This window comes from Sphingomonas bisphenolicum, from assembly GCF_024349785.1.
In the GTDB taxonomy this organism is placed as follows: Bacteria; Pseudomonadota; Alphaproteobacteria; order Sphingomonadales; family Sphingomonadaceae; genus Sphingobium; species Sphingobium bisphenolicum.
In genome coordinates this window covers 21,343-38,411 of the sequence record NZ_AP018822.1, presented here as the reverse complement: position 1 = coordinate 38,411, position 17,069 = coordinate 21,343, and the positions used below count along the sequence as shown (strand labels likewise).

At 63.6% G+C, this 17,069-nt stretch carries 11 protein-coding genes; 6 read left to right on the top strand and 5 right to left on the bottom strand.

The features are described from left to right. Positions 1-106: 106 nt before the first annotated feature. From SBA_RS24775 to SBA_RS24760, 4 genes are all read right to left on the bottom strand, one after another. The gene (locus SBA_RS24775) at positions 107-2,170 is read right to left on the bottom strand and encodes a ParB/RepB/Spo0J family partition protein (RefSeq protein WP_179603874.1); all 2,064 of its coding nucleotides are present in this window, start codon (positions 2,168-2,170) and stop codon (positions 107-109) included. A 123-nt stretch (positions 2,171-2,293) separates the two neighbouring features. Next, positions 2,294-6,511: a strawberry notch-like NTP hydrolase domain-containing protein gene (locus SBA_RS24770; protein ID WP_179563631.1), complete on the bottom strand. Its 4,218-nt coding sequence runs from the start codon at positions 6,509-6,511 to the stop codon at positions 2,294-2,296. 69 nt (positions 6,512-6,580) lie between these two features. Further along, on the bottom strand, positions 6,581-7,480 hold the full coding sequence (locus SBA_RS24765; protein WP_179563630.1) for a DUF7146 domain-containing protein: 900 nt from the start codon (positions 7,478-7,480) through the stop codon (positions 6,581-6,583). 80 nt (positions 7,481-7,560) lie between these two features. Then, complete coding sequence (locus SBA_RS24760) at positions 7,561-7,881, bottom strand: single-stranded DNA-binding protein (RefSeq protein ID WP_179563629.1); 321 nt, start codon at positions 7,879-7,881, stop codon at positions 7,561-7,563. A gap of 750 nt (positions 7,882-8,631) precedes the next feature. Between SBA_RS24760 and SBA_RS24755 the strand changes: the two genes are divergently transcribed. From SBA_RS24755 to SBA_RS24745, 3 genes are all read left to right on the top strand, one after another. Beyond that, the gene (locus SBA_RS24755; RefSeq protein WP_179563646.1) at positions 8,632-9,726 is read left to right on the top strand and encodes a replication initiation protein; all 1,095 of its coding nucleotides are present in this window, start codon (positions 8,632-8,634) and stop codon (positions 9,724-9,726) included. Between the two features lie 190 nt (positions 9,727-9,916). Beyond that, positions 9,917-11,119, top strand: a complete 1,203-nt coding sequence (locus SBA_RS24750) for an AAA family ATPase (protein ID WP_149523971.1) — start codon at positions 9,917-9,919, stop codon at positions 11,117-11,119. A gap of 46 nt (positions 11,120-11,165) precedes the next feature. Beyond that, positions 11,166-12,182, top strand: coding sequence for a ParB/RepB/Spo0J family partition protein (locus SBA_RS24745; RefSeq protein WP_179563628.1), 1,017 nt, complete (start codon positions 11,166-11,168; stop codon positions 12,180-12,182). A 7-nt stretch (positions 12,183-12,189) separates the two neighbouring features. Here the strand turns inward: SBA_RS24745 and SBA_RS24740 are convergent, their stop codons facing one another. Then, complete coding sequence (locus tag SBA_RS24740) at positions 12,190-12,885, bottom strand: hypothetical protein (protein WP_261937556.1); 696 nt, start codon at positions 12,883-12,885, stop codon at positions 12,190-12,192. Between the two features lie 196 nt (positions 12,886-13,081). Here SBA_RS24740 and SBA_RS24735 point away from each other — a divergent pair, with 196 nt between their 5' ends. Genes SBA_RS24735 through SBA_RS24725 form a run of 3 tightly spaced genes read left to right on the top strand, consistent with a single transcriptional unit; the run spans position 13,082 to position 16,847 of the window. Beyond that, the gene (locus tag SBA_RS24735) at positions 13,082-14,755 is read left to right on the top strand and encodes a Mu transposase C-terminal domain-containing protein (RefSeq protein WP_030540650.1); all 1,674 of its coding nucleotides are present in this window, start codon (positions 13,082-13,084) and stop codon (positions 14,753-14,755) included. Further along, complete coding sequence (locus tag SBA_RS24730; protein ID WP_030540651.1) at positions 14,752-15,588, top strand: TniB family NTP-binding protein; 837 nt, start codon at positions 14,752-14,754, stop codon at positions 15,586-15,588. The genes SBA_RS24735 and SBA_RS24730 overlap by 4 nt, the downstream gene beginning before the upstream one ends. Beyond that, entirely contained in the window at positions 15,585-16,847 is a 1,263-nt protein-coding gene (locus SBA_RS24725; protein ID WP_048575061.1) for a TniQ family protein, read from the top strand. Before SBA_RS24730 ends, SBA_RS24725 begins: the two co-directional genes overlap by 4 nt. The last annotated feature ends 222 nt before the right edge of the window (positions 16,848-17,069 follow it).

Genomic DNA, 17,069 nt, shown 5'->3' with positions numbered 1-17,069 from the left:
GGACCAGCACCCTCCCCTCAGAGAGCCTGCCGCCGGGGCACAAAAGGAGGGGCGACACTCCGCGAAGAGTGCCGCCCCCAGTCGCCTCGAACCGTGCAAACGGGCGTCAGGCCGCCTCGCTCAAATCCTCCTGATCGTCGTGCGGCGCGTCCTCCAGATCCGACTCATCATCGACATCATCACTATCATCGCCGGGATCGACATCATCGGCCTCGTCGATGAACGTCGAGCGCAGCGCGATGGTCTCGGGCTGCTCGATGGCGTCGAAGCGCATGGCATCAGGCAGCCAGGCCGTCGCCTTTTCGCGAATTTCGGCCTCAACGATCCCCTGCCCGTTGCAGAGCGAGGCGCAGGTTGCGGCAAGGTCGCCCTTCTTGGCGTCCTTGTAGCGCCCCCGCAGAATCGGCCCGCCAATGTCCTCGAGCGCGGCGAGCATGACCTCCTTTTTGACGCGGCCGAAGAAGTTCTCGGCCGTGGGGCGCCACCAATGCTCGACCTGAATGTCGAGCGCTCGACCAAGATGGTCATGGAACCCGTTGGACCGTCCGCCCTCGGCAATGTTCAGGCTCGGTTCCAGCGTACGGGCGATCGAGAAGGCCACCCAACTGCCGCGGGCCTCGTCGTCGAGCGCACGAAAGGCTTCGAAACGCTCGGTCATGGTCTTGTGACCGGCCCAGCTCGTATCGAGACGCTGGCGCTGATCCTCGATGGTCTGCGACGCCATCGACCCTTCGTCGCGGAAGCCGAAGATCGGAAATTGCGCGCCGCCGGACTTGAGCGTCGAGTGGGTGCGGACGTAGTTCTGCTCGAAGACGACATTCTGCGCCATCAGGAAGATGGTGAGGTCCAGCGCCATCGCTGGATCGCTGGCGATATGGGCGACGAGGATCTGCCGGCGCTGGGTCGCCAGTTCGTCGATCAGCGTAGCGCTGAGCTTGGGTCCATGATCGATGTCGCCGGCACCATCATCTCCATTGGCACCGCCCGTCGCCTTGGGCGGAGCATTGGGATCGACAACGGGCTTCTCGCTGAACATGCGGGTGTGAACGCGGGCTTCGCCATCGCCACCGATATAGACGAACGTCCCGATCTGCGCCCGGACCGCCGGATCGATCTCGCGACGGGAATCCTCGATGCCCTCAAGCTCCCGTTCGATCTCGTCGAGGCGATCGTTCGCCGCTTCCGCTTCCGGCGTCCCGTCGGCCAGTTCACACTCAAGCTGCTCGACGAGTTGGTCATTTTCGGCCGAAAGCGCTTCGACACGCGCACTTTCCTCCTCGCTGAGCGGCCGCGCGGGCGCGTGAAATTCATGAAGTTGACGCTCGAGATCATAGGGAACGTGAGTGGCAGCGATCGGCGTCACGAACGCGAGGCCCTCCGCCTGCGCGAGTTCGGCAGCGGCCGCTTCCAGCTTTTTGCTGGCAAGATCTTCGAGAAGATCGACGTCGATCCAGTTCTCGTCCCCCTCGGCGGCAAAGAGATCACCCTCGATGCGGCCGCCTGCCGCAACATAGGCATCGCGACCGACGAACCGCGCCTTGGCATCGTTCGCCTTGATCGTGCCGTTGAGGATCGCACGCCGGATGTTGTCGGGCTGATCGCCGTAATAGGAAGTGCTCATCTGCGTGAAGACGCGCGCCTGACGATCGATGTCGCTCGTCACGGCATAGGCCTGGGCGACACCCAGGGTAATTTCACCGGCGGCGAGCGCCTGGAACACGCTCGGCGCGAGCTCGGCAAGCCGCACCCGCTGCTCGACGAAGCGGGTGGTGACGCCCTGTCGCTTGGCCACGTCCTCGGCGGTCATCCCCTTCTGGATGAGGAAGTTGAACGCGGTGCTTTCATCCGCCGGGTTCATCGGAACGCGCTGGAAGTTCTCGGTGAGGCTCGCCTCGACCGAGTTGTCGTCGTCGGTAAGGACGAGGACAGGCACGACATGGTCGGCAGGCAACGTGCCCTGTTCGATCAGGCTCTGGAGTGCGCGCAGCCGGCGCCCGCCCGCCTTGACGGTGAAATGGCCCGCCTTCTTGAGCGGGGTAACGATGAGGTTCTGCAACAAGCCTTGGGTTGCGATGCTGGCAGCGAGGGCGTCGATACCGGCCTCACGGCTGGATTTGCGGACATTGTCCTTGGACAGCGAGAGGTTCTTGACCTTCACGGACTGGATCATCGGTTGTCTCCATCTGGAACTGGCGCGCCGCCTCGGCGGTCACGCGAGCCTGCTCATCAGGCCCACAAAGCCGAAGGCTCCCTCCCCTCTCCTGCGCTGAGCGCGGAGAGAGGACCTGGATCGTCAGGCGGTGATGCGCTCGATGACGGCGGCGGCATACGCGACGGGCACGAACATCCGCGTCCTGTGCTGGATGATGTCGGTAAAACAGCCCGCCGCCTTGAGTTCGGCAAGCCGCGTGTGCGGCCAATCGAGCAGTTCGAGGCGCTGCTGGCCGGCGACCAGGCTGCGCTTGAGCCGGTAGGCTCCGACGGACGATATCTCGCCGGTCGTCATCACATGCTTTGCGGTATCGTCGCCCGACACGGTGATGGCGGCATTGATCCCGAAGGCGTCCGCGAGCTTCGACACCAGCGGTGCAGGGACGATCCGGCCGAGGAAGGACTGGCCGTCATCGGTGTTCAGCCGCCAGACCTGAACATGATCGTCGGGCAGGCGATCCCAGACCGGCAGGAGCAGGCCCGCGACCAAATAGAGCGTGCTGGTGCGGGTCTTGTCCCGCATCTCCTCTACCTCGGCCTGCCACAGCGCCGAAAATTCCTCCTCGCTGGTCTCTTCCCACATCGTTTCGAGCAGCAAGTCTTGCCGCATCCGCTCGGAACGGGTCGGTCGAACCAACTCGTAGCGGCGAACGATCTCGCCATCGTCGTCGGTGAGCGAATAGGTGCTGCACCGGATCGCGGCCCTGCCGGACTTGCGATTAACGATCGGGCGCGCGTCGTCGCCGAGGATCCGCAACGCGCGGTCCAGCGGGAGCGGCTTGTAGCGCTCCTCCGTTTCGAGGCGCAGTATCTCGGTTTCCGCGCCGCTCGTCTCGTCGCGCCGGATCACCGTGCGATCGAGGATGGTGATGCGTTCGGCATTGATGCTCTCGACACCAAGATCGAGCGTGCCGGCTTCGCGCGCCGCCTCGATCCGGGCCTCGATCAGACCGAGATATTCATCGAAGATCGCATTCTGCAGCGTGATGCGCAGCGCGAGAATGCGATTGAGCCAGCGCTGAATGGGCGGCAGCTCCTCCTTCAGCCCGCCGCCTTCGCCCTCCAGCTCAAGTCCGGTGAGGGTCTGGAATTCGTCGAGTGTGGTCGAGCGCAGCTTGCCGTCGGCCAAAAGGCGGAACCATGTTTCGAGGGATTCCTTGGCATAGTCGCTTTCAAGATTGTCCCGCGGGTCGAACAGACCCTGGCCGCCCGTCTGGCGCTGGCCCCGTGTCAGGGCGCCAAGGCTGTCGAGTCGGCGGGCGATCGTCGAGATGAAGCGCCGCTCGCCGCGGCAGTCGGTCGATACCGGACGGAACAGCGGCGCGGTTGCCTGATGCGTGCGGTGGGTACGGCCAAGACCCTGGATGGCCGCGTCAGCGCGCCAACCGGGCTCGAGCAGATAATGGTTGCGGCGCGACTGGTTCTCGGCGGTGAGGCTGGCGTGATAGCTGCGCCCAGTGCCGCCTGCATCCGAGAAGATCAGGATCTTCTTCTCGTTCCGCATGAAGGCGTCGGTCTCGGCAAGGTTTGTTCGCAGCGAACGGCTCTCGATACGCTGGCGACCGTGCGCGTCGACGACGATACGCCGGCTGCGTCCCGTAACCTCGGCGACCGCATCGCTCCCGAAATGCCCGATGATATGATCAAGGGCGGACCCTACGATCGGCAGTGAGCAGAACCGCTCGACGAGATTGTCGCGCATCTCGATCGCCTCCTGGCTGAAGATGGGACGGCCTTCCTCGTCGGACATCGGCTCCGAGCGGGTCTTGCCAGTGTCATCGACGAAGGTCTTCATCTGTCGGACTGGAAAGGCCGCCGTGAGATAGGACATGACGAACTCTTTGGGTGAAAGCTCGATGTCCAGATTCGCCCGATCCTCGGCATTCAGCGCGGCCAGTGCCCGGTTGAGCATCGCCTCGGACGTCGAGACCAGCTGGATCACGACGCTCTCGCCCCGGGCCAGATCCGCACGGATCGCCGGGATCAGCGATGGCAGCTTCATGCCGATCAGGATCTGGCCGAAGAAACGCTGCTTGGTGGATTCGAAGATCGACAGGGCAGCGGCCTTCGCGCCGCTGTTGTAGGTGTCGTTGGAAAAGCTGTCCGTCACCCGGGTGGCATCGAGCGCGGTGCGCAAATTGGCGTGGATAATCGCCCACGCATCGGCATAGGCATCATAGACCTCGATCTGGTCGGGCGTAAGGCGATGTTCGAGGATGTCATATTCGACACCGGCGAAACTGAGCGCCCTGGCGACGTAGAGGCCCTGCATCTTCAGGTCGCGTGCGATCAATTCCATGGCCGCAATCCCGCCACGACGCAAACTGTCGACGAAGGCGCGGCGATCGGCGAAGGCGGTGGTCGGACCCCACAGGCCAAGCCGGGTGGCATAAGCGAGATTGTTGACGTCCGACGCGCCGGTTGCGGACACGTAGAGGACGCGGGCGCGAGGCAGCAGATTTTGCAGGCGCACGCCGGCGATGCCTTGATCGGAGCCGTCCTTGGTGCCGAAACGGCCTTCTCCGCCGGCGACACCCGCCATTTCGTGCGCCTCGTCGAACACCATTATGCCGTCGAAATCGTCACCGACCCAGTCGAGAATCTGCTGAAGACGGGTGCCCTTGTCGCCGCGGTTGGAGCGCAGCGTCGCATAGGTGAGAAATAGCACCCCCTCGGCCGCGCCGATCGGCGTGCCGAGTTTCCACTGATTGAGATGCTGGATGTCGAGCGCGAGACCGCCGACCGCGGTCCAGTCGCGACGTGCATCCTCGAGCAGCGTCTCGGTCTTGGATATCCAGATATGCTTGCGGCGCCCGCGCAGCCACTGGTCGAGGATGATGGCCGCAACCTGACGGCCCTTGCCGGCACCCGTGCCGTCGCCAAGGAAGAACCCCGTCCGATAAGGTCGGCCGTCCTGGTCGGGCGCGAGCGACAATCCTTCCTCGGCCGCCTTGAACAGGCCAGAAATGTCTCGCTCAAAGGCGTCACCGGCATAGATCAGGGTTTCGAGCTGAGCGTCGGACAGCACCCGGTCTGCGACAACGCGGGTGGGCAGCTTGGGAACGTACGAGGGCCGCGGTGCCGTAATCGAGCCCATGGCGATCGATTCCACCAAGGCGGTCGGATGCGCTGATGCATAGGGAATGGCGATGCGGCTCGGCCGGTACGGCAAGTAGACACCGACCGCCTCGCCAGTCGGCACGGGTTCGGCAAAGACATCGTAGCCGATATCGAGAGCGCCGAGAGACGGGGCGGCCTTCGCGATCGGGGCCGAAAGCCGGGGCCTGCTCGAAAGACCGCCGAGCAAGGATCCGTGCGCACGGGTTGGTGCAAGGCGCACTGGCGAGCATCGCGGGGTTGCCGTAAGGCTGGTAGCCGACGTGCTGATCGCCGCGAGCACCTCGGCCAGCGAGCTGCACCGGATGAGGGCGACGTCGTCCTGGGAGCCTTTTTCGAGAACGATCAGCTTCACGATCTGGCTGGTGCCATGTTTGACGTAGGCATTCGCGGGCAGTTCGACGTGGAGCGTGATCGCGCAACCCTCGGTCGCCTTCGTCCAGGCGCGGCTTGATGTGTCCACGCGATCGGGAAGGATAGCGGCGCAGCGCCCCCCGGCACCAAGCCGCTTCAAAGCGGCGCGCAGATGACGGAACGCGGCAAGCGGGTCGGCATGCCTGCCCATGCTGCGGGAAAAGGGCGGGTTGATGAGTACGGTGGTCGGGCGGATCGACAGCGGCAGCAGATCGTGGATGAGCTCACCATCGTGGCGACTGACCGGTGCGGTGGGAAATGCTGCCTCGAGCATAGCGGCACGCGCGGGATCGATCTCATTGAGGACAAGCTTGGCGCCAACGCGAGCGGCGAAGACCGCGAGGAGCCCGGTGCCGGCAGAGGGTTCCAGGACGGTATCCGCGGCGGTAATGCGAGCGGCGAGCGCGGCAAGATAGCCAATCGCGGCCGGTGTCGAAAATTGCTGGAGCGCGATCTGTTCTTCGCTGCGCACACTATGCGTCGGCAGCGATGCGGTGAGCGCGGTCAGGGCCGCAAGACACTCAGCCGTCTCTTGCGGCAGGTCAAGCGTGGCGAGGTGCAGGACCTGGGCCAGCTCCAGCACATCATAGGCGTCGCGGAGTGACCAATGCCCATCGGCAGCGGTTGAACCATAGGCGGTTTCCATCTTCCGGAGCAGGCCAGGCCGGTCCAGGCCGCCGCCCTGGCGCAGCACGGCACAGATCGCCTTCGCAGCAGTGATGGATGGTTCGGTGAAATCGAGTTCGAGAGCAGCGGCTGAGGTGCGCATTGTAAGCCTCCATTGCATCGCCCGGTGCCCATCACCGGATCAACAAGCCGGAGGCCTCCTCTCCTCTCTTCAGTGGGAGTGCGTTTGGATCACGGTGCGAGGAACAGCGTTGCGGGCAAGCCGATCGCGCAGAGCATCGTTCCAATCATCATGCTCGGATGGGAGCCATTCCTCGACCCTTCGCCCGTTGGCGCTGAGGTGCTCCCCTGCCCTCTTCAGGCAGATCTTCGCCGCCGTGTTCCGCTGGCCGAACACGATGACGCGCTTCACATGCGACGGTATGCCGACATGAGCGTAGCGCTCGGCACCAAGCACGGCCCAGACCGGCAATTGGAACCAGTCGATGGCGGACAGGGCATCCTCGATCCCCTCGGCTATGCCCAGAACATCATCTGGCTCACCAAAGCGCACGCTGCCAGAGCCGAGCAGACCCAGCGCCAGCTTGGGTTTGCGGAAGGGGCGCCGCAAAATGTCTGTGGGATCGAGAAAGGTCCGGTGGACCGCGACCAGGCCCAACTCGTTTCTCACTGCGGCGATCATTGCGGGAAGGGATCGCCGATCCTTCCCCTTCCCTATGATCGTCTGTGGGTTGAAGCGAAGGTCGGACGTGGGCGCGTAAAGGCCCCGGGCATGAAGATAGGCTTCAGCCGGTGTGCCGGCGATGGGGATACTGTGCTGCCACAATGACCTAGCCAAGCCGCTCAGATCGCGCGCCGGCGCGCGTGGTTCGACGTGAACCGGCACCCGATCGTGCAATCCCTGACGATCCAGAGCCTTGAGGATATCGGTCGATGTGCATCCCGCGAAACATTTGAACAGGATCGCCTTGGTGCCCAGGCGGACCGAAAGGCTAGGCGAGTGATCATCATGGGCGGGGCAGCGGCACTCTCCGCGCGATCCTGACCAGCGTCCACCCAAGCTCTCGACGATTTGTTTGGCGCGGACTGCTGCATCGATGGTGGCGGGCATGGGCGAAACTCCTGTCGAAATCCAAGGTCGCTCCGCGCATGCCCCCTCTCCTCTTGGCGATCGGCGCTGCCTCCTGCGATCTATGCTGCCTTGGTCGCGAGCACACCGAACTCCTCGACGATCCGGTCGGTCGTGTAGTGGGTGGTGCCGTCGCGCTCGTAGGAGGTGTCACGGAGCCGTCCGGCAATCCGTACGAGATCGCCAACCTGGGCCTTCTCATCGATATATTTACGCTGGCCGTCGCTGAAGATGACGACTCGGTTCCAGTAGCTATCCTCGATCCACTGATCGCCTTCTCCGCGGCGGCGATAGTTCGCGCATACTGAGATGTTCGTGACCTTGGGCTTGGCGTCGATTTCACCGATCCGTCCGATGATCTCGAATTTGGCAAAATTGATCATGCGACCTCCTCACTGCGTCTGCCCAGCGGCGACGAGCGGTAATGCAGCTACGATCGGTTCGCTGAGGATCTCGTCGCAGGGCGGAGCTGCCGAGGATCGAGACCGTGATGCTATCGTGGAACACTGATCTGGAGGTATCCCCCCAGCTAGGGGGATGGGTTACGCTGTCCGACCAGAGAGGCACAGCGAATCGCCTGCTTGGTCTTTTAGAATCACTCTAAAACAACGCCGCTGCTCGCAGCGGAAGGATTCATGATTCTAAGTGATTCAGATTCGGTGCCGAAAAGGTCTGCAATTTCAATGATCTGTCGCGTTTATCCTGACCGCGCGGGGGATTTTACCTGACCCGGCGGGGGCGTCATCCTGACCGGTCGGGGGGAGATAGCTGACCTATTGGGGCTATCCTGACCGATTGGGGGCGAGAGCATCTGGCGATCCCGCGCTTTGGAACTACGGCATTCTGGCGCGTTTATCGCGCGTGAGCGAGCCGAAAACGGGCAGAACCCGAATCGCATTGCGACTCGGCGGAATCTCACGGCTTTTGCGGAAGCGCCGCATGATTCCAACCTGACCGGATGGGGGCGACAAAAGTGTTTCAGCCTGCCCTGACTTGACGAGCGAGGACAGGTCAGGCAGCAATTAGGCGAATCTGCCCAATATGCGCTCGGCCTATATGACATGGAACATGCGGAAAATCTAAGCGCCGAAGCAGCGCAAGAGGCGCAAGCCGATTCGGCGCCGGGCCGTGCCATGCGCGTTGCGGCGGCCTTGCAGGCGAAGGGTGGCGAGGAATTCGCCAAACCCGGCAGCATCGTTGAGATCAAGTTCGTGAAAGGCCAATCGCTGAGCCTGACGGCGTCCCGGTTGCTCGCGTTGATGATCCTGACCGCAGGCGGGGATGCCTGGGAGGACCGGCCGCATCGCATGCGCAAGGCGGATATTCGCCGCGGTCACAAGGGTAACGAACGTATCTCCGACATGCTGGAGGAACTTCACCGCACCCTCTTCGCGATCGACGATCGATCTTGGCGCGGCAAGAAGGCTACGCTGCGCTTTTCTCTGATCTCGTCGTCCCGCGAAGAGGCTGAAGATACAGACGGGGCGGATGCGGGCTGGATTGAATGGGAGTTTACGCCTGATGCGCGCAAGCTCATTCAGGAGTCCGAGAGCTATGCCGTCCTCAATCGTCAGGCGGTGCTCGGCTTTCGATCGAGCTATGCCCTCAAGCTTTATGAGATCGGATCGCTGCGGCTCCATCGTCGCCAGTCGACCTGGAAGGGCGATATGGCGGCGCTGCGCGCAGCGCTGGGCATTTCGCCAGACGTTTATAAGGATTTCGCGCAGCTCCGTCGCAAGGTGCTCGAGAAGGCGAAGGCCGAGATCGACCAGCTGGCCCACTTCCGGGTGGAGTGGAAGGAGATACGACAGGGCCGAACAGTGACCGAGATCGAGTTTCGATTCGAGCCGAAGGATGCGCCGGCGCAGATCGCGACCGTCGATGAGATCGAGCGGCACTCGACGGGGCGCAAGGCACGCCGGGAGGGCGCTGTCGAGACGGTCGCCGAAACGGTGGAAGTGGGATCGGTCGTGAAGGCCGCCATCAGCGCACTGGTCGCGCCGGAGAAAAGTTCGGAGATCGTCTTTCCGCAAGGTACGATCCGATTCAACGCGGAAGGCTTGGCGACCATCGCCCGGTCGCATGGCGGTGGCTGGGATATCGATCTTATCGCTGACGCCTATCGCCAGCAGATGGGCGACCGTCTGGCGAAGCTCAAGGGCGCGAAACTCACGAGTTCGTGGACGGGCTTTTGCGAGAGCTTCGTCGCCCGACGGGGGCGACCATAAGCGAAATTGCACCGGTGCAATTTCGTCATGCCCCCACCGAGTCAGGATGGGCCGCCTGCTAGGGCGTTTGGCCACCGCTTTCGCCGCTATTGTCGTCCATAGCAGCGCCCCACTTTCGAAATTTCGCTTCTATTTGACGAAAAAGCGCAAGTAGCGCTACTATGCCCCCAGTTTCGCAAAGGGGCGCCCTGTGGCAGCATCACTAGACATCGACGACACCCATGACCTTCTCTCGGTGGCGACGCTTGCCCAGCGTACCTCCTCGGTGCTGGAACGCCTCCGCGACTCGGCGCGCAGCGCACGGGCGGATGAACGCCGCGAGCCCACCTTCCCGATCGGAAAGGCCGCTGATCTGGTTGGGCGAACGCCTGCTGCAATCCGTGACGCGGAAAAGGATGGGCGTCTTCCGCCACCACCGCGAACCGAGAATAATCGCAGGGTTGGTTACACCCTTGCCCAACTCAACGATATGCGAGGCCTGTTCGGCACCAGGCCCTGGCGGGCGGCTGACGATCCATGCTGTGTCGTCGCCGTCCAAAACTTCAAGGGCGGTGTCGGCAAATCGACCTTGTCGGTCCACCTTGCCCAATATCTCGCGATCCAGGGCTACCGCGTTGCCCTTATCGACTGCGACAGTCAGGCCTCCGCGACGACGTTGTTCGGCTATGTGCCTGATCTCGACCTGAGCGAGGAGGACACGCTTTACCCGTTCCTCAGGGAGGAGGAGATGACCTCGCTCGATTATGCGCTGCGCAAAACGCATTTCGACGGTCTCGAACTGATCCCGGCAAACTTGCGGCTGTTCCAGTCGGAATATGAGATCGCGGCTCGAATGGCGCGAGGGCAGGGGGGGCTTATCGATCGCCTCTCCGAGGGTATCGCCAGCATCTCCGATCGCTTTGATGTCATCGTCCTCGATCCGCCCCCAGCCCTCGGCGCCATCTCATTGTCGGTGTTACGCGCCGCGAACGCACTCGTCGTGCCGGTGCCCCCCACCGTCATGGACTTTTCCTCGACCGCGGCGTTTCTGGCGATGCTTGATGAGACCATCGAGACGCTGGCCGAACGCGGTTTCGCACCGACCCTCAGATTTCTGCGCTTCGTTGCGTCCAAGGTTGATGAGAATAAGTCGATGCAGAAGGAACTGCTCAATCTGATGCGGACGCTGTTTGGTCAGGCGATGGTGCGCACGCCGCTCAAGGACTCGGCAGAAATCGACAACGCGACCGCCCGTTTGATGACGGTCTATGAGCTGGACGGTCCGGTGACGAGCAGCGCCGTCCGCAACCGCTGCCTCACCTATCTCGATGGGGTGAATGCCGAACTCGAGTTGGATATTCGGGCCATGTGGCCCAGCCATTTGAGCCGCTTGCGCAAGGAAGGCCTGGCGTGAAACGGCAAAATTGCACCGGTGCAATTCCGGGTGAAGGAACCGCTTCATGAGCAGGAAAAATGCGAGTTTCGCAGCAGAACTGGCCGCTGGAATCAATCCGCCCGAAGAGGGTGCGCCCGCGCCGCGCCGGCCTGGGCTGGGCGCCAATGTCCTAACAGGCCGGGAGAATCGATTGGCCGAACTGGCGGCGGGGACGGTCGTCAGCCGCACCCATGAATTGGTTGATCCTGCGCGTTGCCGAATGTGGGCTGGGCATAACCGCGAATATGCCTTGCTCAACGAAGAGCGGTGCGCCGATCTTATCGAAAGCATGAAGGCGCAAGGGCGCCAGGAGATGCCTGCAATCGTCCGCCGTGTGCGGGGCGAACCCGACTATGATTTCGAGGTGATCTGCGGTGCGCGGCGCCATTGGTCGATCAGCTGGCTGCGCGGCCACAACTATCCCGACTTCCGCTTTCTCGTCGATATTCGCGAACTGTCGGACGAGGAAGCGTTCCGCATAGCGGACATCGAGAACAGGGCGCGCGAAGACCTCAGCGATCTCGAGCGCGCGCGGGATTATCTCCGCGCGCTGGAAGCCTATTATGAGGGTAGGCAGAAGGTCATGGCCGAGCGGATCAATGTCACCGAAAGCTGGTTGAGCCGCTATCTCGACCTCGCGCGTCTGCCGGCCGAGTTGATGATCGCCTTTCCCAATCCGCAGGATTTGCGGATCAAGCACGTCACAACGATCAAGCCATTGCTGAAACCCGACGATCGTCGCCAGCGGGTATTTGCCGAAGCGGCGGCCCTGAGGGCGCGATCGGGAGGGGAGGGGGCTCCGGTCGCCGTGCCGGAGATTGTTCGTGCGCTGGCGCTTGCGGCTGATCCCCCCAAGAAGTCAGGATCCCCCAAGAGGTCAGGATCGAGCGAAACCGTGGCGTCGCAGGCCGGAAAGCCGTTGCTTCGGTTTGAAGGCAAGGATCGCAAGGGGGTTAGGATCACCTTGCTCCCGCATGGTGGCGGTTCGCGGGACGAAGCGGAGGCAGCTATCAAGACCTTGCTCGATACGCATTGGCGGTAGCGCTGCCTTACCCGAGTTTAGCCACCAGCTTGCGTGCCCCCTGTGGAGTAACGTCGAGAAGCCGCGCCACGGCAGACGGACGAAGCCCAGGATAGGCGAGCGCAAGCCGGGCAAGGAGTGGTGCCCTGCTGCGGCGCGTTGCGGACACGGCCAATGCCTTTGACCCTTGGCGCTCGATCCAGTCGAGATCTTTAAGGCCGGATTGGCAGGTCACGAGCAATGCCCGCGTCATGACATCGGTTAACTCGCCCGCGCCGTGTGGCGGGAATTTTGGCAATAGAATGAGAGATGGCAGGATGCCGAGAGTGAGTCCGGCATGATGGAGCATTGCGGGGACATGGCTGGCCACCAACCAGGCGCGATCGCGCACGCGCGGCTCGAGAGTGAGCGTCCGACCGTCGATCGCCGTCACGTCCACCGCAGACTGCTCGGCGACGACGACCGTCTTGAGCATAGCGGTAATCCGATCGGCAACGGAGGGCAGCGAAGGAGAAGGGTAGGGGGCTTGTGCTTCGATGCGAGCCTGCCGCCACGCGGGACCGAAATAGGCCAGGTCGCTGCCCGCCCAGACTTCGGCTTCGGATCGATCATCTAGGACAGTGCGCAAGACGTTGAGCGTCGCACGCGCAAGCGGCCCGTTGTCGCCAACGCTGGCCTCGATCGCGAGATGGAACACCGCCGCCACAGAGACGGGATCGTTCAACCCTTCAGAGGCGCGGGGAGGGGATGTGCGTCTGTCAGCCGACAAAATAGGCTACATTTCAATAATATCATGTAATATCAATATATTACATCGGATGCTCTGCGAGTAATTCTGTCTAGGGCAATATACACGTCGCGGTGTTCGACAAAATAAGCTACATTTCGCGGACAGCAAAAATCATTGGGGAGCCCGTTCCGTGATTGAGCGCAAGCCGTCTCCAGCGCCCCGGCGGAGCCTCAAATCGCTTGAGGCGGGATTGGCTCTCTACCCCCATTTCCGGCGACATATATCGCTTTCCGGCCCGGTGACAGCGGCTCAGGTTCAGGCGATTTCCGAGGCAACCGGCCTTAAAGAGCGGCAGATACGGACACTGGCCGCGCGCTTCCGGGTGCATCCGGTCGCGGAAACGCTGGCTCCAAAACCGCGTGGACCCGCTGTTGGATCGCACAGGATCGATCCCGAGGTGAGGGCCGCCATCGAGACGTTGATCGACGAAATTGCGCTCAAGATGGTGCCGCCATCGCGTGCGGAAGCGGCGCGGCAGATTTGGGGCCTGTTGCACGCGGACAACGGAGATCATCGCTTTCCCGCCGATCTGATCCCAAGCGAGAAGACGATCGAGCGGCTTCTGGCTGAGATTCCGAGCCGTGTTTGGGCGAAAGCGACGATGGGATCGAAGACGCGGAGCGCCCATGAACCGCACCCCGGCGAATATGCAAGCGAGGGATTTCTCGACCTGGTTCAGATGGATCACACCAAGGGCGATGTCATCCTGGTCGATAGTCTGCGGCGCGAACAGCTCGGAAGACCGTGGATCACCTTCCTCATCGAAATCTGGACCCGGTCCATTCTTGGTTACTATGTCAGCTTCGGCGACCCCTCGATATTCCGGTGCGGACGGGCGGTTGCGAGCGCTGTGTTGCCCAAAGAGCCGGCCCTCGCCCACCTGGGCGTCGATGTCAGCTATCCGATGCACGGTTTGTTCCGGCGCTTGCATGCCGATCAGGCCAAACCGCATCGCTCCGAAGCCTTCCGGCGCGCCTGCGTCCGCAATGGGATTGGCCCCGATGTGCGGAGGCCCGGGCCGGCCCATCTTGGCGGGCATATCGAGCGGCTGATCGGCACGATGATTGGAAAACTGCGGCTTTTGCCCGGTGCGACCGGATCGAACGTGGCGGCGCGCGACGGCTATGATGCCGAGGCGGACGCGGCGATGACGCTTGTGGAATTCGAGCGCTGGCTGCTGTGCCAGATCGCGATCTATCATCACGCGCCGCATAGCGCGCTGGGCGGCCTGTGTCCGGCCCAGATGTGGGAGCGCGAGGCGGCGAAGCACAGCCCGCTGCTGCCCGTGTCGGTCGATGCGGGCGAACTGTTCCGCCAGTTTCTGCCGTCGAAGTCGCTCACGGTCCATGCCAAGGGTATCCAGATCAGATATCGCCATTACTGGCACCCGATGCTTGCCGCCAGGATCGGCCAAAGGGTCGAGATCAGCTGGGATGAGCGGACGATCCAGCATATCTACGCCGACCTCGACGGCCGCTATGTCGAATTGCCGGTTGTCGGCGACTATCCCGACGTCTGGGAGGCGGATTGGGAGGCCGCCAGGGCAGGAGTGCGGGCGCTAGGCCGGGCCTACCAGGCCGATGGCGGTCGCGCGGCGACGGCGCGGGCGGTGGCCGCCGCCAATCAGGAAATCCACCGCGCCCGCGTTCGCACGAAGGCGGCGCGGCGCCAGGCAAAGCGCCGCGAAGGCGAGGGGACGACGCTCGCGGACCTCCGGTATGGCGAAGCGCCGGAAAAGCCGCCCATTGACTGGAAACCGGTCGCCGAGCTCAGCGAAGACGACTGGTTGCAGGAGCGGACATGAGCGCCGCTGCGACCGCGCCATCGCTGGCGCCCTCCTTCTGGATCGATTTCGAAGAAGCGCGGAACGCGGTCGAGACGATCGTCGATGTCGCGCATGACGATCCCGAGGAACGCCCGACCTGCATCGTGCTCACCGGACAGTCCGGCATGGGCAAAACCTCGATCCTGCGCGAAGCGCAGCGCCGCCTTGCCGAAGCCTTTCCCGAGCCCGCCGATTGGGGCGAGGCGCGCTATCAGCCCGTGCTGCGCACGGTCATTCCCTCGAGTCCGACCTCGCTCAAGATCAACCTCGCCCTGCTCTGGAAACAGGGCTGGCCGATCCGCACGAACACGCACAAAACCGCCGATTTGAAGGTCGTCGACCTGCTGGCCGAACAGGGCACGCGGCTGGTCGCGATCGACAATGTCCATGTGATCCTGACCGCGAGCGGCGTTGCGCGGCGCGATACGCTCGATGCGTTCCGCTTCCTGATGAGCGCGGGCAATGTGCCGCTGGTCGTGGCGGGCCTCGATGTCGCCCGGCAGATCTTCGCCGACGATGTCGAGCTGGCGTACCGCTCAATCATCCTCAAATTGCCGTTATGGGAGCCGGGCGAGCCCGCGCAGCGCCTGATCCGCGCGCTGGCCCGCGGCATGGGGATGGAGGAGCCCGACCATCTCGCCGAACCCGCGTTCGCCGAGCGCATCTGGCGGACCAGCGGCGGGGTCACCGGGAACTTCAAGCGCATCCTGCACTGGTCGGGAAAGGTCGCGCGGCGGCATGACCGCCGGTTCGTGACCCAGGACGATATCACCGAGGCGCTGCAATTGTTTACGCCTTATAGCCCGGAATGAGCGGGCGGGAGATCGAGCCGCTGGCGTTTCGGGTGAGGCCGCTGCCCGAGGAATGTTTCGAATCCTGGCTGCGCCGCCTGGCCGCGCGTCATGAGACCACGCCCAAAGCGCTGTTTCGCCATCTCGGCATCGACGCGGCGCTCGCCGATCGCGACCTGGCCGTGTCGCCCGTACCGGCCACGTCGCGCGTACCGGCCACGTCGCGCGCATCGGCTTGGTTGGCCGCGCCGGCGCCGGCGGTCGCTGGCGTGCCGGACCGCCGCCAGGTGATGGTAGAACGGCTCGCGTGGGCGACGATGGTGCCCGCGAAGGCGATTTCTAGGACGTTCGTCGGCTGTGGGCGCGGCGATCTGTTGCCGCTGACGCTGCGGTCAATCGGCTGCGCCCAGTGCTGGCTTGACTGGCTGGTGTCCGGCGCGCCGTGGCGGATCGAGCGGAGCTGGATCTTGCGCGTGACGACCTTCTGCGACCGTCATGCGCTGTTGCTGACCGATCTTGCGGGGATCAGGGCCCTGGGGCGGACGCAGGCCGCCGAGCGGGCGCTCGCGGCCCGGGTCGCGCGCACGCGCGCGCAAATGGCGCGGTTTGCCTTCGTCAAAACCCGAGTGCTGTGGAACGGGATGATTGCGCGGGAGCAAATCCGCGGCGCCCGCCCCGGTGACCGGGTAGGTTGGGAGCGGTACCGGGCGGCGCTGGTCGGCAACCGCTTCCACTACGCTCCGGTGCGTCATCTGCTGCTGGCGGCGCTCCACAGCAGTGACGGGCTGAAAGCCGGGCGATGGGAGCAAATCTTCCGCTTCGATGCGCAGCCGGCACGCCTGCCGCGAAAGGCGGCTTCCGGCGTCGGACCCCAATTATCGGATCTGGCGGAGGCGATCGCCAGGGTCGGCCTGCGGCAGCTCGACCGCGAGCGTCGCCGGCTCACCATGGTCTGCGAGCAGCTCGAGCAGGCCAAGCGCAATTATCCCCGTGCCCATTTGATGCAGGGGCTGAAGGCTCGCCGCGCGGCGCTGGCGCGCGCGGTACGAGACGCCGCCGCGACGGAGAGCGCGGCGATGTCAGCGCAGCGCCGTGGTTTCCAGGAGGCGCTGTTTTACCTGCAAGCATCGGGGATGGTGGGCGCGGCGATGTCCGCCGGCTGCGCCGAGCCGGCTTGCAGCGCGAATGGCGATCTGTGGCGGGCGCGGCTCGCCGCCTGCTTCGCCGCTCCCAGGTTTCGCATCCTGCTCGATCTGCCGGGTCATGGGCGCGGATGGTAAAGCCGGACGGCGACGGTCGCCCATTGGGCATTTCGCGCGAATTTGCCCTCAGGAGGCCCGTAGGGCGTGGTGGCGGCCTCTGGGCGCCCCCTCCTATCCGAGACCGCCTTTTTGCGCTCCCAGGGGCTTTTGCGCGAACTTTCCTTTGATCGTTCAAAGACAGGTCATGGCCTGAAACGGCGGCGCGAGTCCCGTATCGGGCGCGTCGATTTGAAGTTTCTG

Bases quoted from the DNA above. Each gene is read 5' to 3' on its own strand.
- SBA_RS24775 (WP_179603874.1), bottom strand. From the start codon at position 2,170: ATGATCCAGTCCGTGAAGGTCAAGAACCTCTCGCTGTCCAAGGACAAT.
- SBA_RS24770 (WP_179563631.1), bottom strand. From the start codon at position 6,511: ATGCGCACCTCAGCCGCTGCTCTCGAACTCGATTTCACCGAACCATCC.
- SBA_RS24765 (WP_179563630.1), bottom strand. From the start codon at position 7,480: ATGCCCGCCACCATCGATGCAGCAGTCCGCGCCAAACAAATCGTCGAG.
- SBA_RS24760 (WP_179563629.1), bottom strand. From the start codon at position 7,881: ATGATCAATTTTGCCAAATTCGAGATCATCGGACGGATCGGTGAAATC.
- SBA_RS24755 (WP_179563646.1), top strand. From the start codon at position 8,632: ATGCGCGTTGCGGCGGCCTTGCAGGCGAAGGGTGGCGAGGAATTCGCC.
- SBA_RS24745 (WP_179563628.1), top strand. From the start codon at position 11,166: ATGAGCAGGAAAAATGCGAGTTTCGCAGCAGAACTGGCCGCTGGAATC.
- SBA_RS24730 (WP_030540651.1), top strand. From the start codon at position 14,752: ATGAGCGCCGCTGCGACCGCGCCATCGCTGGCGCCCTCCTTCTGGATC.
- SBA_RS24725 (WP_048575061.1), top strand. From the start codon at position 15,585: ATGAGCGGGCGGGAGATCGAGCCGCTGGCGTTTCGGGTGAGGCCGCTG.